Source organism: Arthrobacter sp. NA-172 (assembly GCF_043952055.1).
In the GTDB taxonomy this organism is placed as follows: domain Bacteria; phylum Actinomycetota; class Actinomycetes; order Actinomycetales; family Micrococcaceae; genus Arthrobacter.
Genome location: NZ_JBINOT010000001.1, coordinates 1824648 through 1845703 on the forward strand (window position 1 = coordinate 1824648; position 21056 = coordinate 1845703).

15 protein-coding genes and 4 pseudogenes are annotated in these 21056 nt (G+C 63.2%); 15 read left to right on the forward strand and 4 right to left on the reverse strand.

Annotated elements, in window-relative coordinates:
* From ACF0H6_RS09050 to ACF0H6_RS09060, 3 genes and pseudogenes are all read left to right on the forward strand, one after another.
* Nucleotides 1-1713: pseudogene (locus ACF0H6_RS09050) on the forward strand (DUF222 domain-containing protein).
* A gap of 178 nt (nucleotides 1714-1891) precedes the next feature.
* Nucleotides 1892-2248 carry a VOC family protein gene (locus ACF0H6_RS09055; RefSeq protein WP_395249305.1) on the forward strand — a complete coding sequence of 119 codons (357 nt, stop codon included), beginning with the start codon at nucleotides 1892-1894 and terminating at the stop codon, nucleotides 2246-2248.
* Between the two features lie 127 nt (nucleotides 2249-2375).
* Nucleotides 2376-4769: pseudogene (locus ACF0H6_RS09060) on the forward strand (ATP-binding cassette domain-containing protein).
* A gap of 16 nt (nucleotides 4770-4785) precedes the next feature.
* Here the strand turns inward: ACF0H6_RS09060 and ACF0H6_RS09065 are convergent.
* Together ACF0H6_RS09065 and ACF0H6_RS09070 are read right to left on the reverse strand one after the other, a co-directional pair.
* Complete coding sequence (locus ACF0H6_RS09065; protein ID WP_395249918.1) at nucleotides 4786-5532, reverse strand: sigma-70 family RNA polymerase sigma factor; 747 nt, start codon at nucleotides 5530-5532, stop codon at nucleotides 4786-4788.
* A 191-nt stretch (nucleotides 5533-5723) separates the two neighbouring features.
* Nucleotides 5724-7133, reverse strand: coding sequence for an MFS transporter (locus ACF0H6_RS09070; protein ID WP_395249306.1), 1410 nt, complete (start codon nucleotides 7131-7133; stop codon nucleotides 5724-5726).
* 269 nt (nucleotides 7134-7402) lie between these two features.
* On the opposite strand from ACF0H6_RS09070, the gene ACF0H6_RS09075 reads away from it, so the two are divergent.
* The 11 genes and pseudogenes from ACF0H6_RS09075 (at nucleotide 7403) to ACF0H6_RS09125 (ending at nucleotide 17542) form a co-directional block, all read left to right on the forward strand.
* Entirely contained in the window at nucleotides 7403-8428 is a 1026-nt protein-coding gene (locus ACF0H6_RS09075) for a LacI family DNA-binding transcriptional regulator (protein WP_395249307.1), read from the forward strand.
* A gap of 143 nt (nucleotides 8429-8571) precedes the next feature.
* On the forward strand, nucleotides 8572-8985 hold the full coding sequence (locus tag ACF0H6_RS09080) for a hypothetical protein (protein ID WP_395249308.1): 414 nt from the start codon (nucleotides 8572-8574) through the stop codon (nucleotides 8983-8985).
* Entirely contained in the window at nucleotides 8978-9883 is a 906-nt protein-coding gene (locus ACF0H6_RS09085) for an extracellular solute-binding protein (protein WP_395249919.1), read from the forward strand. Before ACF0H6_RS09080 ends, ACF0H6_RS09085 begins: the two co-directional genes overlap by 8 nt.
* Before the next feature lie 13 nt (nucleotides 9884-9896).
* Nucleotides 9897-10862, forward strand: a complete 966-nt coding sequence (locus ACF0H6_RS09090; RefSeq protein WP_395249309.1) for a carbohydrate ABC transporter permease — start codon at nucleotides 9897-9899, stop codon at nucleotides 10860-10862.
* 1 nt (nucleotide 10863) lies between these two features.
* Nucleotides 10864-11837 (forward strand): annotated as a pseudogene (locus tag ACF0H6_RS09095) (carbohydrate ABC transporter permease).
* 5 nt (nucleotides 11838-11842) lie between these two features.
* Nucleotides 11843-12925, forward strand: a complete 1083-nt coding sequence (locus ACF0H6_RS09100; protein ID WP_395249310.1) for a glycosidase — start codon at nucleotides 11843-11845, stop codon at nucleotides 12923-12925.
* 88 nt (nucleotides 12926-13013) lie between these two features.
* Nucleotides 13014-13766, forward strand: a complete 753-nt coding sequence (locus ACF0H6_RS09105) for a hypothetical protein (protein ID WP_395249311.1) — start codon at nucleotides 13014-13016, stop codon at nucleotides 13764-13766.
* Nucleotides 13763-15109: a hypothetical protein gene (locus ACF0H6_RS09110; protein ID WP_395249312.1), complete on the forward strand. Its 1347-nt coding sequence runs from the start codon at nucleotides 13763-13765 to the stop codon at nucleotides 15107-15109. The genes ACF0H6_RS09105 and ACF0H6_RS09110 overlap by 4 nt, the downstream gene beginning before the upstream one ends.
* Before the next feature lie 89 nt (nucleotides 15110-15198).
* Nucleotides 15199-16299, forward strand: a complete 1101-nt coding sequence (locus tag ACF0H6_RS09115; protein ID WP_395249313.1) for a family 43 glycosylhydrolase — start codon at nucleotides 15199-15201, stop codon at nucleotides 16297-16299.
* Complete coding sequence (locus ACF0H6_RS09120; protein ID WP_395249314.1) at nucleotides 16296-17180, forward strand: N-acetylglucosamine kinase; 885 nt, start codon at nucleotides 16296-16298, stop codon at nucleotides 17178-17180. Before ACF0H6_RS09115 ends, ACF0H6_RS09120 begins: the two co-directional genes overlap by 4 nt.
* A 152-nt stretch (nucleotides 17181-17332) precedes the next feature.
* On the forward strand, nucleotides 17333-17542 hold the full coding sequence (locus ACF0H6_RS09125) for a hypothetical protein (RefSeq protein ID WP_395249920.1): 210 nt from the start codon (nucleotides 17333-17335) through the stop codon (nucleotides 17540-17542).
* 161 nt (nucleotides 17543-17703) lie between these two features.
* Here the strand turns inward: ACF0H6_RS09125 and ACF0H6_RS09130 are convergent.
* Nucleotides 17704-18872: pseudogene (locus tag ACF0H6_RS09130) on the reverse strand (DDE-type integrase/transposase/recombinase); the annotation flags it as partial.
* Nucleotides 18873-19234: 362 nt separating this feature from the next.
* Nucleotides 19235-20305, reverse strand: a complete 1071-nt coding sequence (locus ACF0H6_RS09135; protein ID WP_395249315.1) for a Fic family protein — start codon at nucleotides 20303-20305, stop codon at nucleotides 19235-19237.
* A 174-nt stretch (nucleotides 20306-20479) separates the two neighbouring features.
* On the opposite strand from ACF0H6_RS09135, the gene ACF0H6_RS09140 reads away from it, so the two are divergent.
* The gene (locus ACF0H6_RS09140; protein WP_395249316.1) at nucleotides 20480-21052 is read left to right on the forward strand and encodes an MOSC domain-containing protein; all 573 of its coding nucleotides are present in this window, start codon (nucleotides 20480-20482) and stop codon (nucleotides 21050-21052) included.
* Nucleotides 21053-21056: the final 4 nt, after the last annotated feature.

Genomic DNA, 21056 nt, shown 5'->3' on the forward strand with positions numbered 1-21056 from the left:
ATGGATCGAAGGACAGCGTGGAGCGCGGGGTGGAGTACGGAGATCAGCGCGGCCGTGGAGACCGTTGCCGCGTCCGTTTCTGTGCTTGCCGCGTTCCCAGGCGCCGGCGCGGACCGCGGTGATCTGCCGGGCATGGATTCGGTGCAAGAGACCGGTTCCTTCGAAGCGACAGATTCCGTCCAAGATTCAGGTTCCTTCGAGGAGTCAGGTTCTTTCCAGGAGTCCGATCCGTTGCGGCGTCTGGCCGATGATTGCCTGGACGGCCTCGCCGAAGTCGCCCGGCTGGAGGCCCGGACCGCGGCACTGAAGGCGAGGCTCGCCGCGGAATACGTTCAGGCCGCCACAGCCCTGGCCTCCCCGGCAACCTCACCGCAGGAAAGCACCGCCCGGGAACTTGCCCTGGTCTGCCGAGGTCGCCTGTGTCCTGACCGTCAGCGAACGGACCGCCGGGGCCTTCCTCTCCGAAGCCCGGACACTGAGCACGGTCCTGCCGTTGACCCTGGCCGCCCTTCAATCCGGGAGGATCTCCTGGCAGCACGCCCGGATCATCGTGGACGAAACCGGCAGCCTGGATCCGGCCGGGGCAGCCGCCCTGGAATCGCACTTCCTGGACCCGGGCGCCCCGGACCCGGCCCGCGGCTGCCACGCCGGGGACCTGGTCCCGTCCCGGTTCCGGGCCAAGGCACGCACGTGGCGCGAACGCCACCACCGGCTCAGCATCGAAGAACGCCACACCAAAAGCGCCGCGGACCGGCGGGTCGAGTGCGTCCCGGACCGGGACGCCATGGCATGGCTCTCCATCTACCTCCCGGCAGCCACCGCGACGGGGATCTGGAACCGGGCCACCGCGGCCGCCCGCGCCCTGCAACGCCCGGACGAGCCCCGCACCCTGGCCCAGCTCCGCGCCGACATCACCGCCACCTGGCTCCTCACCAACCACGTGGCCAGCCACACCACCGGCGCCATGCCCGACGGCGACGGCGACCTGCCCCACGGCGACGGTGGCTCGCCCGACTGCACCGGCGCGGGCGTGGCCGGGGGTGTTCCGTCTCCGCGGGCGCAGGTCCTGATCACCGTCCCGGTCCTGGCGCTGCTGGGCGTCACGGAGGAACCGGCCATGCTGGACGGGTACGGGCCGATCCCGCCCTCGGCGGCCCGGGCCCTGATCGCCGACGGCGCCGATTCCTTTCACCGTGTCCTGACGGACCCCCGGGACGGGGCCCCGCTGGAAATCGGACGGACCAGCTACCGTGTCACGAAGGCCATGCGGCAATGGCTCCGGCTCCGGGACGGCAAATGCTCCTTCCCCGGTTGCAACAACCACTCCCTGAACAACGAAGCAGACCACCTCCTGGCCTGGCCGACAGAGGCACCACCGGCATCAACAACCTCGGCCAGCTCTGCCCCAAACACCACCGCCTCAAACACCGGACCGGATGGACACCCACCCCAGCCGGCAAAGACAACCCCCCGGGGTGGACATCACCGGCACAACGGCACTACCCCGGCGAACACCAAGACTGGGAACCACCCCACTGGCCACCGCATTGGCCACCGGATTGGCCAGAGCATTTCGCGATCACGGACACACCCGGCGACCAAGACCTGCCAGCACATCCGGACCTGCCCGCGGACCCCTTCCCCGAATGGGCATCATTCACGGCCGCACATCCATGGCCCTCACCCGACGGGTATCTTGACATGATTCGCTGAGGACAAGGATTCCGGCTTTCCAGGGAGGGCTTGTGACTTGCTTACTTTGCGTGCCGAAAAACCGTCGCCAAGACCGATCAGGATTGAAGAAGCGCCGCTCAGAGGCCGCGCCTAGAATTGCCGTCATGGACAACATCGTCCGCGTCAGCTTCGTCCCACAATGATTTCAGGAGTGATCATGAGCGGCTCTTCCACCGAGGGAATCAAGACCGTGCTGCATCCCGTGTCCGATCTCGCCGCGGCGAAAGCCGTGTATTCCGCGCTGCTCGGGATACAACCCCAGGCCGACGGACCCTATTACGTCGGTTACGATGCCGCAGGCCAGCACATCGGGCTGGTGCCAAGCGGCGGCCCGCAGGCGATGACTTCGCCCGTGGCCTACTGGCACGTTTCGGACATTGAGGCGAAGCTGGCCGAGATGACCGCCGCGGGCGCCACCCTCAAAGAGCCAGCCCGCGACGTCGGCGGCGGCCGTCTGGTAGCCACCGTCACCGACCCTGACGGCAACGTCCTCGGACTGCTTCAGGACCCCTAAGCCAACTGCGCACGCGGAGGCCCGTGTCCGCAGTCCGCAAAACGTGCCGCATGATGCTGTTTAGATAGAGCCAAAACGACGCCGACGGCGGCCGCATAGACGGCCCCGCGCAATAGATGGAGACATGATGAGCATGGCCACGAGGACGGAAACACAGTCGTCTGAGCTGCACATTGCCGACACCCACGATCTGATCCGGGTGCAGGGCGCGCGCGAGAACAACCTCAAGGACATCAGCATCGATCTCCCGAAGCGCCGGCTGACGGTATTCACTGGTGTCTCAGGCTCGGGCAAGAGCTCCCTCGTTTTCGCTACGATCGCCGCGGAGTCGCAGCGGATGATCAACGAAACCTACAGCACGTTCGTGCAGGGGTTCATGGCCACCATGGCGCGGCCGGATGTGGACCTGCTCGAAGGACTCACGACGGCGATCATCGTCGACCAAGAGCGGATGGGCGCAAATCCCCGTTCCACGGTGGGGACCGCCACGGACGCGAATGCGATGCTGCGGATGCTCTTCAGCAGACTCGGCAAGCCGCACATCGGATCTCCCCAGACTGTTCTCGTTCAACGTCGCCTCGATTTCCGGTGCGGGTGCAGTCACCATCGAGCGCGGAGGCGAGACCACGAAGGAGCGCCGCAGCTTCAGCATTACCGGCGGCATGTGCCCGCGCTGCGAAGGGCGGGGCTCGGTCACCGACTTTGACCTGACGGCGCTTTATGACAGCAGCAAATCCCTTGCCGGGGGCGCGCTCACCATTCCCGGTTACAGCATGGACGGCTGGTTCGGCCGCATCTTCGGCGGGTCAGGCTTCTTCGACATGGACAAGCCGATCAGCAAGTACACCAAGAAGGAACTCCACGACCTTCTTCACAGGGAGCCCACCAAGATCAAGGTCGAGGGAATCAACCTGACCTACGAAGGCCTGATCCCGAAGATCCAGAAATCCATGCTCTCCAAGGATCCGGAGGGAATGCAGCCGCATATCCGCGCCTTCGTGGAGCGTGCGATCACCTTCACTACATGTCCCGAATGCGAGGGCACGCGGCTCACCGCAGCGGCCCGTTCGTCAAAGATCAACGGCATCAGCATCGCCGACGCGTGTGCAATGCAGATCAGCGACCTCGCTGAATGGGTGCGGGGCCTCGACGAACCGTCCGTGACGCCGCTGCTCGCTGGGCTGCGGCACCTGCTCGACTCGTTCGCGGAGATCGGCCTTGGCTATCTCTCGCTCGATCGGCCCGCAGGTACGCTGTCCGGCGGTGAGGCGCAGCGCACCAAGATGATCCGGCACCTTGGCTCCTCGCTTACCGACGTCACGTATGTCTTCGATGAACCCACCATCGGCTTGCACCCACATGACATCCAGCGCATGAACAAGCTCCTGCTGCAACTTCGGGACAAGGGCAACACTGTGCTCGTCGTGGAACACAAACCCGAGGCGATCGCGATTGCCGACCACGTGGTTGATCTCGGTCCCGGAGCGGGATCTGCCGGTGGCGAAGTGGTCTTCGAGGGCACCCTCGAAGGACTGCGATCCAGCGGCACCCTCACAGGACGCCATCTCGAGGATCGCTCCGCCCTCAAGAAGACTGTGCGGACATCCGCTGAAGCGCTGGAAATACGCGGTGCCGCCGCGAACAACCTGCGCGACGTCGACGTCGACATTCCGCTGGGCGTGCTCGTCGTCGTTACGGGCGTCGCCGGCTCTGGCAAAAGCTCCCTGATCCACGGCTCGCTGTCCGGGAGGGACGGCGTCGTCTCGATCGACCAAGCAGGGATCAAGGGCTCGCGGCGGAGCAACCCCGCAACCTACACCGGGCTGCTCGAGCCGATCCGCAAGGCGTTCGCGAAGGCGAATGGAGTGAAGCCGGCGCTGTTCAGCGCGAACTCCGAAGGTGCGTGCCCCACCTGCAACGGCGCGGGCGTCATCTACACGGACCTCGGATTCATGGACACCGTAGCTACCCCATGCGAGGAGTGCGAAGGGAAGAGGTTCCAGGCAGCGGTGCTCGAGTACCGGCTCGGCGGCCGGAACATCGCGGAAGTGCTGGGGATGTCGGTGAAGGAGGCCGAGGAGTTCTTCTCCGCCGGCGAATCCAGCGGATTCCGGCAGCCCATGCGATCCTACAGCGGCTCACCGACGTCGGACTCGGTTACCTCAGCCTCGGCCAGCCTCTCACGACGCTTTCCGGCGGCGAGCGGCAGCGAATCAAACTGGCCACCCACATGGGCGAGAAGGGCGGCATGCTCGTTCTCGACGAGCCCACCTCGGGCTTACACCTCGCCGACGTCGAACAGCTGCTCGGCCTGCTGGACCGTCTGGTCGAATCCGGGAAGTCTGTCATCGTCATCGAGCACCACCAAGCGGTCATGGCGCATGCCGACTGGATCATCGACCTCGGCCCTGGCGCAGGGCACGACGGCGGCCTGGTGGTTTTCGAGGGCACTCCCGCGGACCTCGTGGCGGCCCGATCCACCCTGACCGGCGAGCATCTGGCGGCTTACGTCGGCGGATGAGCTGGCGGGACGCCTGTCACGGGCAAAGCTGCGGGTAATTCCGCCTAGTAGCTGTGGCGACGGTCGAGAGGTAGTCGTGCCGGCGTCGGGCGGTAATGCGCGGTTGGGGCTCGAAGGATTGTTCGGGATCGTCAGCGTAATGCGCGGAGAGTCCATCGCGCATGAGGCGGATCCCCTCGGCGCGCTGTTGCAAGACCGCTGCGTGCGTGGAACCAAGTTCCTCGGCGAGTTCCTTGACGGTCCGCCCCGCGAAGTAGATCTCCTCCACGACGTAACGCATCTTTTCCGGCAGGGCCTCGACGGCGGAGCGAAGGTGCTTGAGCCGCTCATCGGCCAGGACCGAGTGCTCCGGCGAGATGGTGTCCACGACGACGTCGTCCACCGGCAACAGCGTCCGTGCGGTATCGGCCAGGGCGGCTTCCACCACGCTGCGTTCGACACCCAGGGCTGAGGCGGTTTCGGCGATCGAAGGCGTGCGGCCAAGGACGCCGGAGAGCGTTTCCTGGACCGACATGGTTTTTTTGATGCGTTTGCGCGCAGATCGCGTGGCCCAGTCACTGGCCCGCATCTCGTCGGCAAAGGCTCCAACGATCCGGCGGCGCGCAAACACGCCGAAAGGGACCCCGAGGTCCGGATCGAAGGAATCGGCTGACGTTATCAACGCCACGGACCCTACCGATGCGAAATCGTCGCGCGACAAATGAAAAGCGCTCGCGCACAGCTCCGACACCAAATAGCCAACGAGCGGCAAGTGCTGCAGCACCAACTCGTTGCGTTCCTTCTCTCGTATCAAAGCGAAAGCCCCCGACGAACCTGCATGGAAAACGTACAGGGACCATCTTGCCCCACCCACAGACGCCGCCGGAGCGGATTCCACCTCAGTGGGTACGTCTTAGGGAAATCCTGCGCAAATCCTGCGTTTGCCCTTCTGTCGGCAGTGAACCCAGGATGCGGCTAACTTGTCTGGCTCTTGGCGGCGCCGGGCGGGTGGATGAACAGGCTAGCGAGTGCGGTGGCCAAGAGCAGAGACGCCGCGATGATGAAGCTGGTCTGCATTCCGTTGACGAAGTTGCTGCGGTCGGCGATGAGGGCGCCGAACACAGCAATGGCGACGGCGCCGCCAACCTGACGGAAGGTGTTGAAGACTGCGCTTGCCGTGCCCGCCTTTTCGCTGGGCACGCTCGCAAGCACGACGGCGGTGACCTGCGGCATCGCGATTGATCCGCCGGAGCCTGTGAAAATCAAGAAGATTGCCACGAGCAACGGGGACCCCAGCGGTGCAGTGAGAAGCATTGCGGTGAGCCCGATGACCATGAGCGACAGTCCGACAACCACCGGCACTCTCGTCCCGAAGCGGTTCGAGAGAGTTCCGCTGACGATGTTGCCAACGATGCTGAAAGCGGCCGAGGGAAGGAACGTGAGGCCGGCTTGAAGTGGTGTCAGTCCTAGGTGTTGTTGGAGGAAGAGGCTGACCACAAAGACGGTGCCGAAGTGGCCCACCATGAACGCGAACCCCACCGAGAGGGAGATTCGCATTCCCACGGCGCGAAACAGCTCCAAGGGCATCATGGGGTGCCGGCCGCGCGCCTGGATCAAGAGGAAGGCTGCAAGGCTGACGACGGCGAGAGCCAGGCTCACGACCACTGGCACCGTGCCGAAGCCCTCGGTTCCTCCCGTGATGAGGCCGTACATTAATCCCGTCAGGGCGACAATTGCCGCAGCCTGTCCCGCCCAGTCGAAAGGGGTTGGCCGTCGCGGCGAGGAGGCGACGGACCTCAGGAGTACGAGCATCGCGACGCAGACGGGAAGGTTGATGCCGAAGACGAGCCTCCAGTCCAGCGTGGTGAGCAGGCCCCCGACCAGCGGACCCACGGCCCCCGCGACCGCCCCTCCGACTGCCCAGATCCCGAGGGCATGCGCGCGACGGCGGGGATCGGGGAAAGCCTGCCGGATCAGCGCCATCGACGCCGGCAGCATGACCGACGCCGCACCCCCTTGCACGATGCGGGCGGCAATAAGGATCCCCGATGTCGGCGCCAGGGCGCAGGCAACCGATGCCACCAGGAACAATGCAATGCCCCATCCCAGGGCCCTTTTCGCGCCGATGCGATCGGACAAGTTTCCCGCGAAGAGCAGCAACACGGCGAACATCAGTGTGTAGCCGTCGATCACCCATTGGAGGCTGGCTGTTCCGCCCCCGAGCTCCCTGCCAATGCTGGTGAGCGCGACATTGACGATCAGAATGTCGAGGGTGATCAGGAAGAAGCCCATCGACGCCAGCACCAAAGTGACCCGCGCTCGTGGCGCATCAGCAATGGCCGAAGGGGGAAGCGGTGCGGGGAAAGTCGTTTCGCGAGGCGGCATGGTTTAAGGAAACTGCCCACGGAGAAAATGAGGGAGTTTCTGTCTTGAGGGGTACCAGCAGTGACCCCCAACAAGGGCGCGGTAAGCGCGGTAAGCGCGGTAAGCGCGTTGCGCAGCCATCCGCCGTCGTACTCCATCAGACCACCCCGAACCCCTTGCAAATAAACCTTTTTTATTGCCTGCCCTTGACAAGCCATTCCTGAACCGGTTCAGTAGAGATAACAAAACCGGTTAAGTGATCGCAATCACCAAGTGGCAATGAGGCAGACATGACAGTGACCATCAACGACGTCGCGCAGGCGGCTGGCGTGAGCAAGGGTGCCGTCTCGTACGCGTTGAACGGGCAGCCCGGCGTCAGCGATGACACCCGGGAGCGCATCCTGAGGGTTGCGCGGGATCTCGGCTGGAAGCCGAGCCTGCGCGCCAAGGGCTTGTCGTCAGCGAAGGCCTTCGCGGTGGGACTCGTGGTAGCGAGAGATCCCAAACTTTTGGGAACGGACCCCTTCTTCCCCGCGTTCATCGCCGGGATCGAGACCACCTTGGTGGAGCACGAATACGCGCTGGTCCTCACTGTTGCCGCCAGTGCTGACGCGGAAGAGCTGGGCTACCGGAAGCTGGCCGCCGACGGTCGTGTGGACGGAGTCATCCTTACGGATATGAGGGTGGACGACTCCCGGATCGCTTTGTTGAAGAGCCTCAAGATTCCGGCCGTCACGCTGAACCGCCCCGAAACGTCTTCTTCGTTCCCTGCGGTCTGCATGGACGACACCGACGGCATCACTGCCGCCGTCGAGCACCTTGTTTCACTTGGGCACACCAGGATTGCCCACGTGGGCGGACCGCAGACCTACATCCATGGCCGAAGCCGGCGGCTGGCGTGGCAAAACGCCCTCTCGAAGGCCGGGCTGGAAGCCGGCCTCTTCATCGAGGCGGACTTCACCGCAGCCGGCGGTTTGGCGGCAACCGCGGAACTGCTTCGCTCGGCAAGCCGTCCCACCGCGATCATCTACGCGAACGATCTCATGGCCACAGCCGGACAGTCCTACGCGCAGTCACTGGGGTTGAGGGTCCCCGATGATCTGTCCATCACCGGCTACGACGACACCGAGCTCGCAACGTATCTCAACCCTCCACTGACCACGATCCCGGCCGATCCGTTGCTTTGGGGGCGTGTGGCTGCCCAACAGTTGCTCAGCCTTCTCAGCGGAGCACCGGCGGAGGACGTTTTCCTTCCGTCTCCCAAGCTGGTGGTCCGAGCCTCCACCGGCCCGGCTCCCGCAATGCCACACAACTAGCAATGCCGCACAACTAGCAATGCCGCACAACTAGACCTTACGAATACCGATTTACCCGCAATTGGGTGGGGTTTATTTGCCATTCCCGTTTGAAGGCAATGTCGCCACCGCACGTCAAAGCTTTACCCCGAAAAGGAGTTGCAATGAAGCACGGAAAAATTAGTTCGAGGATTCTCTCACTGACCGCGATCGCGGTTATCGGAGCTGGCTTGGCCGCCTGCGGCGGAGGCGCCTCAAGCAGCTCCGGCTCGGGGGCGAGCGCTGCCACTACGGCCAAGGGTCCTATCAAGATCTGGTACTCCAACAACGAGTTCGAGGTGAAGTGGGGCAAAGACATGGTGGCAGCATGGAACGCGGCCCACCCGGATCAGCAGGTCGACGCGCAGGAAATCCCGGCAGGCAAGAGCTCCGAAGAAGTCATCGGGGCAGCAATCACCGCCGGCAACGCTCCTTGCCTGGTCTTCAACACCGCTCCGGTAGCTGTTCCGCAGTTCCAGAAGCAGGGCGGCCTGTCTTCCGCTGGATTCCTTCCCGGACGGCGCACAGTACATCCATGACCGCACCGGCGATCTTGCCAACCAGTACAAGTCGTCCGACGGCAAAATGTACCAATTGCCGTGGAAGTCCAACCCGGTGGTCCTCTTCTATAACAAGGATCTGTTCGCGAAGGCCGGCCTGGACGCGGCGAAGCCCAAGCTGGCCACGGAGTCTGAATTCCTGGACACCTCCCGCGCGCTCGTGAAGTCCGGCGCCGTTGCGAACGCCGTTTGGCCCTCGCCGTCGAGCGACTTCTACCAGCCTTGGTTCGACTTCTACCCGTTCTATGCGGCCAATTCGGGCGGGACCACGATGCTCAAAGATGGCAAAGCCACCTTTGACAGCGATAAGGGCAAGCAAGTAGCCACGATGTTCCAGACCCTCTACAAGGAGAACCTGGCTTCCAAGGAAGCATACAAGGGTGATTCCTTTGCCGATGGCAAGGCCGCCATGTCCTTGGCTGGCCCTTGGGCTGTCGCCGCATACAAGGGCAAGGTGAACTGGGGCACGGTCCCGGTCCCGGGTACCCAACCCCAGACCAACGGCTCCACCTTCTCTGACGCCAAGAACGTCGCCATGTACTCCTCGTGCAAAAACCAAGGCACCGCTTGGGAGGTCATGAAGTTCGCCACCAGCAAGGAACAGGACGGCAAGCTCCTCTCCGCAACCGGACAGATGCCCATGCGCAAGGACCTGACCACCGCTTACTCGGACTACTTCAGCCAGAACCCGGCCTACAAGCAGTTCGCTGATCAGGCCGGACGCACCGTGGAAGTTCCCAACGTCACCAACTCCGTACAGATCTGGCAGACCTTCCGGGACGCATGGAGCAAGTCCGTAATCTTCGGCAACCAGAGCATCGATGACGCCTTCAAGGGTGCTTCTGACAAGATCAACCAGCTGGCAGCCCAGAAGTAGCAGGCGAATCCCCATGTCACTTCGCTCAAGCGATGGCGCCCCCGCCACGGGGGACGCCGCCGGGCGGGCAGTGGAGCAGCGGCAGGCGCCCAGGAAACGCAAGAACGTCCTGGGCCGCCAGCCGCTGGGACTGCTGTTCAGCGCCCCCTATGTCATCTATGTCCTTGGAGTGCTGGCATTTCCGCTTGGATACGCCGTCTACATCTCCTTTCATCAGTTCTTCTTCACCGCTCCGGGTGTCCAGGTTGACCGGCCCTTCGTGGGCCTGGACAACTACGTCACCGTCCTGTCCGATCCGGAAGTGCAGCGTTCCTTCGCAAACATCGGCATCTTCCTGATCATCAATGTGCCGCTGACAGTCGGGCTGTCCTTGGTCCTGGCCAACGCCTTGAACCGCGTGACCTTGCTCAAGACGTTCTTCCGGGTCAGCTACTACGTCCCGTACGTCACGGCGAGCGTCGCCGTCGTCGGAGTCTGGCTGTTCCTTTTCCAACAGAACGGCCTGGTCAACTCCCTGCTGGGGCCGCTGGCCCCGAACCCCTCGTGGCTGACGAACTCCTGGCTGGCGATGCCAACCGTGGCGCTCTACGTCACGTGGAAGCAGCTGGGATTCTTCATCCTGCTCTACTTGGCCGCGCTTCAGAACATCCCGGACGAGCTCTACGAATCCGCATCGGTGGACGGCGGGAACAAATGGGTCCAGTTCTGGAACATCACCGTTCCGGGCGTGCGCTCTGCAAGCGTTTTGGTGACCCTGCTTGCAACCATCACCGGAGCGAACCTCTTCACTGAGCCCTATTTGCTCACTGGCGGAGGCGGACCGGACGGGGCATCGACGTCGCCGGTCTTCCTGATGTACCAAAAGGGAATCCTCCAGGGGAATCCCGACGTTGCAGCCGCGTTGGGCGTGGTGCTCGTGATCGGCGTGATGCTGATCGCCTTGATCCAGAAACGCCTTGTGGGCGGGAAGGAGGATTGACGTGTCGATTTCCGATAAAGCAACCCTCAAGAACGACGACGACGACGGCGCCCGCCGGCCGGGTGCCACCGGTCCCGAAAACGCTGCTTCCGAAGCATCCGCTCACGGCTCGGATGATTCCCGCAGGGGCGGGTCTGTGGCGAAGCGCAGGAATCTGGGCGTTGGCAGCTTCCTGCTGCTGGCGCTGGGAGCGTTTGTCTTCCTCTTCCCGTTCTACTACATGTTCATCGGCTCGCTGCAGACCAACCCTGACACCTCAGTGGCCGGCGCGTTCCCTAGCCCGGCAAACATCACCGGCGAGAACTACAGCAACATCAACAATTCCATCGATCTGCTGAAGGGCCTGGTCAACTCGGGGATTTTCACCGGCGGTGTCATCCTCTTCACCGTGGTGTTCGGGCTTTTGGTTGGCTATGCGCTCGCACAGATGCAATTCCGGGGCAAAGGTGTGGTCTTCGGAATGATGCTGCTGGTGCAGATGATTCCCTTCCAACTGCTGCTCATTCCGCTGTACGTGATGATCGTCCGGGACTATGGACTCGCTGACACATATCTCGGCATGATCCTGCCGTTCGCGATCAACTCCACGGCCGTCTTCGTCTTCCGCCAGTACTTCATGCAGTTGCCCTCCACCCTGTTCGAGGCGGCCCGCATTGATGGAGCCAGCGAGCTGAGAATTTTGTGGCAGATCGCGATCCCCTGGTCCGGCCCGCCATTGTCACGGCCGTTTTGTTGACCTTCATCGGTCCATGGAACGAGTTCCTCTGGCCGTTCCTCGTCACCAAGGACCAGGCCATCCAGCCGCTCGCCGTCTCCCTGGCGAACTACATCTCGAACATTGCCGCCACGGCATCCAACCCGTTCGGAGCCATCCTTGCCGGGGCCTGCGTTCTGGCAGCTCCCGCCGTCGCGCTGTTCATCTTCTTCCAACGCCAGTTCATTTCCACCAATATCGGATCCAGCGTAAAGGGCTAAGCTCTATGACTTCCTCAACTTCAGCACTCCCCACAGTCCCATTCACCCTCACCCGCGCCGGCGTCATCATGACCCCGGAGGACGGGAACGAGTTCGAAGCCGAAGGCGTCCTCAACCCGGCCAGCGGCCGCGGACCGGACGGCGAGCTGTACCTCCTGCCGCGCCTCGTCGCGAAGGGTAACGTCTCCCGCGTCGGGCTCGCTAAGGTGATCATCGGCAACGACGGTGTTCCGTCCGGCGTCGAACGCCAGGGCGTCGTACTGGCCCCGGATGAAGGGTGGGAACGCGGCCTCAACAACGCGGGAACGGAAGACCCCCGCGTCACCTGGGTACCGTCGCTCGGCCACCACCTCATGACCTATGTTGCGTACGGACCGCTTGGTCCCCGCCTTGCCTTCGCCCATTCCGAAGACCTGCGCACGTGGGACCGCCTGGGGCCCTGCCATTTCGAGTACCAGGCGGACTTGTCCATGGACTTGAACTTGTTCGCCAACAAGGACGCCGTGTTCTTCCCGGAACCGATCAACGACCCCGACGGCGTTCCCTCCTATGCTTTGCTTCACCGCCCCATGTGGGACCTCGGCTGGATCCGCGAGGGTGAAGGCGAGCACCTGCCGGCCGGCCTTGATGACAACCGGCCGGGCATCTGGATTTCCTACGTCGCCGTTGCCGACGTCGAGAAGGACATCCGCAACCTCGTCCACATGCGCAAGCACAAGCTGGTAGCCCTGAGCGAGTTCCCCTTCGAAGAGCTCAAGATCGGTGGCGGGCCGGCTCCGATCCGCGTAGACGAGGGCTGGCTCCTGATCTACCACGGCGTCTCCGGGTCGATGGAAAAGTCCGCCTTCGACCACCAGCAAAACGTCAACTACACAGCCGCTGCGATGATTCTGGACAGTGAAGATCCCTCCATTGTGATCGCCCGCAGCGACAAGCCCCTCCTGGCACCGGAAACGCAAGACGAGATTTCGGGCATTGTCCCCAACGTAGTTTTTCCCACGGCAATAGAGAAGATCGGCGAGCAGCTGTTCGTCTTCTACGGGATGGCTGATTCGAAAATCGGCGTGGCCCGGCTGGACCGCGCCTGATCTATCGCCGCGCCTGATGCAGCCCGGCGCCTCAAACGGCGCCGCGCCTCGGCACCCCTGCCCCACTTCCCCACCCCAGGAGTTAGACATGCCCCGTCTCACTGTTCAAGCACGGCTGAAATCCGCCCCGGTCGCAGTCGTCGCAACGTTGTCGATGCTCCTGACCGGGGCAGGGGTCGCCACCGCGGCCCAACCGGTCCAGGCCGCCGCGTCGCAGGCGCTCGCGTCACAGGCGCCCGCGTCACGGGCACCGCTGACCAATCTGTCCCACCTGAATTTCCTGCTGGACACCGTTCCCCTTCACGCCGTGGATGGCCACACGACGTACCAGATCGGTGAACATCCCACAGCACAAGCACCGTGGACATACGCCAACAAGAATGCCGACGGCAGCTATACCCGGGTTGGAGGCGGATCCAAAGACGCAACCACGGGTTACTGGAGCCAAGGCGCCTTCAACGCGGACGACATTGCGCGCACCGCCGTCGTCTACTTGAGGCACTGGCAGCAGACGGGTGACGCGTCAAGCCGGACCCGTGCCTTCGACGTGTTGCGCGAGCTGACGTATTTGCAAACCACCACGGGTCCAAAAGCCGGGAACGTGGTTCTGTGGCAGCAGGCTGATGGCACCTTGACACCGAGTGCCAAGCCCGTGGAACTGCCCGACCCCAGCGATTCAGCGGAGTCCTACTGGCTGGCCCGGACCGTGTGGGCGCTAGGGGAAGGCTATGCCGCGTTCAAGTCTGCCGACCCCCAGTTTGCATCCTTCCTGCAGTCCCGGCTGGACCTCGCCGTCGCCTCCCTGAACAAGCAGTCCCTTTCCAGGGTACGGAAAGTATGACGTCGCCGATGGCGCCAAGGCCCCTGCCCTGGCTGATCACCGGAGGCGCGGATGCTTCGGCCGAGGCAGTGCTCGGGCTCACGGCGTACTCGAAAGCAGCGCCCGACGACGGCCCCGCCGCCACCGCGCTGAGCCAGCTCACCGAGGGGATCGCTGACATGTCCTCCGGCTCGGTCCAGCAGTGGCCCTTCGGGGCGATTCTTCCGTGGAACCAGTCCCGGACCCTGTGGCACGCATGGGGTGGCATGGCACCGGCTGCCGTTGCCAACGCGTCCGCGTTGTTGCATCGCCCGGACCTGCTGACCGCGGCAGTCAAGGATTCAGCGCAATTCACTCCACAACTCCTCGCAGCAGGCGGACCCGACAATGCCTGGAGCCCCACCCCGGGTGAGGCTCAGATCGCGTACGGCGTGGACTCGCGGGTGGAGGGCCTCGTGGCCACCGCCAAGGCTGCGAATGCTCCCGGCCTCCTGGACGTTGCTGCCGTGGCGGCTGGCTGGTACTTCGGCGCCAACCGCAGCGGAAAGCCCGCCTACAACCCGGCAACCGGTACCGCGATCGACGGCATAGAAACCGATGGACGCGTCAACCCCAACTCGGGGGCCGAATCCACTATCCACACCCTGCTCTCGATGCTCACTCTTGACGCCAACCCGGATCTCAAGGCCAAGGCCGTGGGAATCAGCAAAACCGCAGGCACAGATGGACTCAAGGTGGCCGAAGCCGAATCCGGAACCATCACCGGCGGCGCCGTGGTCAAACCATCCTCCGCATGGACTGGCGAAGCGAACTGGTCCGGCGGCGCATACGTCGCCCTGAACGCTGGCGGCACTGTGGCAATCCCCGTGCCGGTCTCGGACCAGGCACGGAATGTGTACCCGATCGTCAACCAGCGCCCCGAACCCGCTGGAACGACGTCGTGGACCTCCGGGAGCGCTTTGCTGGGCACCACGCCTAACGGTGGAGCAGGCGAGCAAGGCATCACGGCGGCTCCCGGCAAACTTTTCCCGTTCTCCCTTGACCGGCCCTTACCGGCTGGCGGAAACAGTGTGACAGCCAAGGCCGGAAGCGACGTGTCCATCGACGCCGTCCTGCTCCAGCCACAGATTTCATCGGTTTCCGTGTCCGGCTCCGGCGGCGATTCAACGCTGTACATCAGCGCCGCCCCGGGAAGCATCGAACGAAAAGTGAGCCTCCCCCAAGGCTTCCATCTGAGCCAGCAGGCGTTTGATGCTTCCGGCCAGTCCGTCAAGGCACGTCCGGACCAGAACGGGGCAGACCATTCAGGCCGCGTCACTGTGGCCCCGGGCGGCTTCACCTGGGTAACCCTGGTCCGCAACTAATCCCCACCGCCACCCTCGCCTCGCAAGTCCCCACCGGCCAGGGAACCCTGGCGGCGTGGGCCCACGCTATCAACACAGGAAGAACCCACATGCAGAAGATCACCACGGAAGCGTTGCTCACCAGCTACGAGGGAGCGCTCAAGTTCAGCAATCCACTGACCGACACCATTTCCACCGATCAGTTTTCCTCCGAGTACCCTGAGCAGCCTGAATGGGCCGTAGGCCCGTTCCGCAAGGACGATTCCCTGACCTTCCGGCAAGTCCACGACTGGAGCGATCCCACGGGGATTGGTTGGACCGCGGATTCGATCTTCAATCCGTCCATCATGGAGCGCGATGGCAAGCTCTACCTTTTCTACCGCGCCTCTCCCCGCAAGGAGTCGGTCTCCAGCCGTATCGGCGTCGCCGTCTACGATCCCGAAACCGGCTGGCAGGACAGCCCCTCGAATCCGGCAATCTACCCCACCCAGGACAACGAGATCCTCGGCTGCGAAGATCCCAAGGTGTACCAGGCCAATGGCCGATACTACATGTTCTACAACGGGATTTGGACGATCGACCGCAGCGACGAGCAGGCCGGCCAGGATCCTGATGTTTATCCCCTTGGCGATGTTGGCTGTGACATCAATGTTGCGGTGTCCGATGACCTGATCCACTGGGAAAAGCTCGGATTGGCTGTCCCCTACGAGGTTTCGCGGTATTGGGCCAAGGGAGCCGTCATCCCCCGGAACGCCCAGGGTGAGGCCGTCAAGATCGGCAGGCACTATCTGATGTACCTGTCCGAGGGCTGCGGTGGAACCACCCACGTGGGACGGTCCACGGACATGGTGAACTGGACGTTCGAGCCGCAGGAATACCTGGACCTTGGGCCGCTGGGCGGCTCACTGCATGAGGTCGCTTGCGCGATTGTCGACGACGGCGGGGCAGGCGCGGTTGTGGAGGCCGGCCCGGGCACCAAGCTGGTGCTGGACTTCTTCTATGGCGACGCCAGCGGCCACTTCTCCGCGGCACAAGCGCTGTACGACGTCGACCAACCGTTTACCCAGAAAGCTGTCAACCGGGGAGGGTCCCTGGCATGGGGAGGACTGCTCAAGTTCGGCGGCAACTGGATGTTCGCCCAGGGCTGGGACGCTCCCAAGGGATCACGGGAGATGTACTTCTACCGCGCGGACCAGGAAACAATTCGATGAACCCCTCGGCCATCGGCTCAGTCGTAGGTTTGGACATCGGAGGTTCAAAGACGCGCGGCATCAAATGGTTGGATGGCACCGCCGTTGCCGATACTTCCGGCGGCAGCGCCAATGTCCAGAACGTCAGCCGGGCGGAAGCACGCAGCAACCTAAGGGTCGTTTTTGATGGCCTCCGCGGCGAGTCCGTTACGCGGGTGGTGGTTGGTTCCGGAGGCATCGACACCGCCGACGACGCGAACGCACTGGCTGAACTGATCCAGCCCCTGGCTCCCAGCGCCGTCGTGTCCGTTGTCCATGACACTCGCCTTCTGCTGGCCGCCGCTGGATACAGCACCGGAATCGCGGTGATCGCCGGCACGGGATCCGCCGCGTGGGGCACCACAGGCGAGAAGGAAGCGCGCGCGGGAGGCTGGGGCTATTTGCTCGGCGACGAAGGCAGCGGTTACTGGTTTGGCCGCGAAGCGGTGAGATACAGCCTTGAGCGCATGAACCTTGGGCATCCCTCCGATGAGCTCACACGAGCACTTCTGGACGCTTGCGAACTTGAGGGTCCCGAGGGGTTGATTGCCCTTTTCCATGGCGACGCCGGACGCGAGTACTGGGCTTCCAAATCGCGCGTGGTCTTTGACTGCGCGGCCTCCGGGCATACAGCCTCATTGGACATGATCCTCCAGGCAGGGACGGATCTTGCCTCGTTGGCGGCCAGGTGCTCTGAGCAGTTGAACATCGAGGGGCCCATCGTGCTTGGCGGTGGGCTGGGCATGAACCAGCCCACTTTGCAGACGGCGATGAGGATCGCCCTTTCCTCCCGGGGACTCGACAATTTGCAGGTCCTCACCCAGGATCCGGTCTTCGGCGCCTTGCAGTTGGCGGCGAGCTAGCACCATCGGGTTGTGATGAGACTCACCCTCAACAAATGGGATCTTGACTTGAGCGGCTTGCGCCTCACTGTGCACTATGGAATGGCTGTACGGCGGCTTTCGCATTGGCGCGATAGCCGGATATCCGGATTCATGAATGGAAGCACTGAACAATGACGTTTGAAACTGCCGACTCTGTAACCCTGAAGATTTGGGACCGGTCAACTACCCACCACACGCTGGACGCACTCGTGCATGACTTCTCGGTGCGCCACAACACCTCCAAGGCGAGCATTGCTGTGACCTGCAGCGGGCCCAACATCTTCACTGTCAGCCTGGACAGTGCGGCAAAGGCCGTCGCCTTCGACGCACACTCCCTGTAAGCAACTTCAGTAGCAACGCACGACGACGGCGGGAGGCACCTCCCGCCGTCGTTCGCGTCCGGAGACGATGTTGCGTCGGGGAGCTCACGGATTGAGAGGTGAGATCTCGCCCGTTTCGCGTACTGTGATGTCTCGGCACATCGTGGACACTTCATGTCTCGGGACATCGTGGACGGTTCATGTCTCAGGACATTGTGGACAGTTGGTTGGCCATGAATCCGCGGGGTTTGTTGTTGCCGACGTAGTTCGTGCCTTTCGGAGGGCGCTGGTGGCTGATGATTTCCGTTCCGCGGGTGTCGAAAAACATGATCGTTTCATCGTCGTAGAGGACGTGAATTTCGTGGCCGATGTATTCCTTGCCGAGTTTGAAGCGGGTGCCGACGACGGTGGCCTCGCCGTGTAGATTGGCGGTTCGCCGGACGCTGCGGCGTGCGTTCGCTTTGGTGGTTTCCGGGGTGGGCGGCTGCGGGGGCATGGCCTTCGGGGTGGTGTTCCATGCCTCGATCGGCGTTGTTCCGGGCGGGAGCGACTGGTGTTCGCGCTCGGTGTTGTAGTACTGGTCGAACGTGTCGATGTGGGCCTGGAGCTCTTCCATCGTGGCAGCCGGCGGTTGCTTGTTCAGGAATCTGTGCAGCGTCCGGTGGAAGCGTTCGTTCTTGCCCTGTGTGGTGGGTTTGTATGGTTTGCCGGTGATCGGTTCCACGCCTAGGGATTTCAGGTAGTCCACCAGGGCCCCGGTCCGTCCCATCCGGGTGGGGTTGAACGCGGATCCGTTGTCCGAGAGGAACTTCCGCGGTACTCCGTGGCGTTCGATCGCTGTTTTTACGACCCGGATGGCCGCTTCGCTGGTCTCTCCGCTCGCCACGAGCGAGGCCAGCGCCAAACGGGAGTGGTCATCGACGATCTGAAAGATTGCAACCTTCGTTCCCTTGGCAAGCATCCACTCGGTCGAGTCGATCTGCCAGCACCCGTTGGGCTCCGGATAAACGAACCTGCGAAGAGCGCTGCGGGGCTTCTTCCGTGGTTCCGGGACCACGACCCCGGCCCTGGTGAAGATCCGGGCCAGAGTCGCGCGGGAGGGCGGCTCGAAGCCTTGCCGGCGCATTTTCGCGGCCACACTCAAAGGCCCGTGGTCATAACCGGCCTGCTCCAGGGAATCCCTCGTCAACAGCGCCACTTCAACCATTCCCGAGCCGATTTGCGCCGGGCTGCTTTTCGGTTTCGTGGACCCCAATTCCATGGCCCTGATCGATCCGGAAGCCTCGGCCGCGGCCCTGACTTTATAGAACCAAGACCGGGACACTTTGTGCTGCCGGCAGAACCGCGCCACTGCACCCCTCGGAGCGTCCTCGGGCCATGTCGCCACCAAAAGCCGGATCTTGATATCCGGAGTGAAATTGCTCATGACCAGAGCAAATCCCGCCATAGTGTCCACGAAGTCCTGAGACACACTGTCCACGATGTCCTGAGACAGAAGTGTCCATTAAGTCATGAGACTCCACAGCCCGTTTCGCGTACTCAATGAGCCGAGATCTCACTCGTGGATTTCCGGTAGGCGTCAGCCCGGAGAATCAGCCGGCCTCTGCGGCGTCGGCCAGTCGGTTGTTGAGCCTGTCCACCTCGTCAAGGACTTCGGTTGCTGCCCAGGCACGGCTGCGCTTTGACTGGGTGATCGGGGTGATGACCCCTACGTCAGAGAGCCGCTCCAGAGCGGCATAGACGGAGGTTTCGGCGACGCCGGCAATGTGCGCCGCGCTGTGGGCCTCGAACACGGGCCGCTCCAGCAGCCACGGGATGATCTTCTCGTCCGCGGATCCTTTGCGTCGGCCTGGCCAACTCCAGCCACATAGCCGGTAGACCATCGAGTGCTGCCACGGACTCCCGGGCGGCATCCGAGGCGCGGACCGCAGAACGGGCAAGATATAGGACGAACGGATCAGCGTCACCCGAGCGGTAGTTGTTGACCAGATTGAAATACGTGCCGACGTCGGCGACCATCGCCGACGCGATCGGCGTGACCGTATTCTTGGTGAGTCCCCGACGCCGGGAGATTGCACCGATCAAGGCCCGCCCGATACGGCCGTTGCCGTCTGTGAACGGGTGGATCGATTCGAAATGGGCGTGCGCGATCGCCGCCTGCGCCATGATGGGCACGTCGCGGCGGTTGCAGAAGACCATCAGGTCGTCCATCAAGTCCGGCACGAGCTCCGGCGGGGGCGGAACGTGGATAGCGCCGCGGGGTGAATAATCGCTGCCACCGATCCAGTTCTGCACAACCCTGAATTTCCCGGCGTTTGGGCCGTCCATTGGGTCGTCCTTCATGAGGGCGCGATGGGCGCTCAGCATTGCTTCCAGCCGGATCTTCCCGGTTCGCCCTGCGTCGTCGATCATCCCTTGTACGGCGTCGGCTGCGGCCACCATGGAGCGTGCGTCATCGCTGGCCTTGAGGCCGATCATCGCCCTGGCGTAGTCGTCGCGATTGGCGTTGACGTGCTCAATTTTGGACGAGGAGACGGCCTCACTGCGGAGGAGGAAACCGCTGATGGCGGCCATCCGCGTGCCGGCAGTGACGTCGAGAGACGCCACGGCAACAGCGGCCTCCTCCAGAGCGACAATAGTTTCGCGCCCCGCACCGAACCAACACTCGGCAATCTTGGGCGGCAGCGAAACGACCACCTCGGAGAATTGCCGGTCTTCGCGCGGCGGCCGCCCCGAAGACTTCCAGGGCATCGTTTTGCTGCCGTGCACAGGCCAGGCGGTCACGAATCCTCCGGAAGTCTAAAAAACGCTGTCGTTATTTAGATTTTATAGCCTAAATCTAAATAACGACACCGCTATTGCTTGAAATCCTGGGCGGCTCAGGGTCTTATGGCGGTCAACCAAACTTCAGAGGGGTCCAGCCGAATGGAATCGGGCCAAGACGGATAGTTTGGTGACATGACCGCTAGCTACAGGTACGACGTCGAGATCCTGCATCTTTTGGTGTCGCCGGCGCACGCGTACTTTGGCCGCGCCCGCGAAGGTGCTGCGGACGTGCCAACCACGGATGCCGAGCAGGTTCAGCTCGTGGCAGGCAAGGGCATTGTCGGCGATCGGTTCTTCGGCAAGGCAGCCCATATGGATGCGGCGGTCACCCTGCTTGCGATCGAGGCCCTCGAGGCCATGGCCGCCGAGTTGGGAGCGGCAACTTTTGATCCGCTCTTGACCCGGCGGAACGTGGCCATCAGAGGGGCCGAGCTAAACCCTCTGCTAGGCCACGATTTCGCACTCGAATCACGCGGGGACGTGGTGCTGCTTAGGGCCGGGCGCCCCGCCCACCCCTGCGCCTGGATGGACCAAATGCTCGCTCCCGGCGCGCACAAGGCCATGCGCGGTCGGGGAGGAGTGCGTTGCCAAGTTCTCGGCGACGGCATCCTGCACCGTGGTCCGGCGGTGCTGATCAGCCCCGTGCCCCTGGACGCAGAACGGGCGGGCGTACCTACTCTGCTGCGGGCATCACGGCTCCCTTAGCAGC

Coding starts and splice junctions, on each gene's coding strand:
- ACF0H6_RS09100 (WP_395249310.1), top strand. CDS start 11,843: ATGACTTCCTCAACTTCAGCACTCCCCACAGTCCCATTCACCCTCACC.
- ACF0H6_RS09105 (WP_395249311.1), top strand. CDS start 13,014: ATGCCCCGTCTCACTGTTCAAGCACGGCTGAAATCCGCCCCGGTCGCA.
- ACF0H6_RS09125 (WP_395249920.1), top strand. CDS start 17,333: ATGACGTTTGAAACTGCCGACTCTGTAACCCTGAAGATTTGGGACCGG.
- ACF0H6_RS09080 (WP_395249308.1), top strand. CDS start 8,572: ATGAAGCACGGAAAAATTAGTTCGAGGATTCTCTCACTGACCGCGATC.
- ACF0H6_RS09075 (WP_395249307.1), top strand. CDS start 7,403: ATGACAGTGACCATCAACGACGTCGCGCAGGCGGCTGGCGTGAGCAAG.
- ACF0H6_RS09070 (WP_395249306.1), bottom strand. CDS start 7,133: ATGCCGCCTCGCGAAACGACTTTCCCCGCACCGCTTCCCCCTTCGGCC.
- ACF0H6_RS09110 (WP_395249312.1), top strand. CDS start 13,763: ATGACGTCGCCGATGGCGCCAAGGCCCCTGCCCTGGCTGATCACCGGA.
- ACF0H6_RS09115 (WP_395249313.1), top strand. CDS start 15,199: ATGCAGAAGATCACCACGGAAGCGTTGCTCACCAGCTACGAGGGAGCG.
- ACF0H6_RS09140 (WP_395249316.1), top strand. CDS start 20,480: ATGACCGCTAGCTACAGGTACGACGTCGAGATCCTGCATCTTTTGGTG.
- ACF0H6_RS09055 (WP_395249305.1), top strand. CDS start 1,892: ATGAGCGGCTCTTCCACCGAGGGAATCAAGACCGTGCTGCATCCCGTG.
- ACF0H6_RS09120 (WP_395249314.1), top strand. CDS start 16,296: ATGAACCCCTCGGCCATCGGCTCAGTCGTAGGTTTGGACATCGGAGGT.
- ACF0H6_RS09090 (WP_395249309.1), top strand. CDS start 9,897: ATGTCACTTCGCTCAAGCGATGGCGCCCCCGCCACGGGGGACGCCGCC.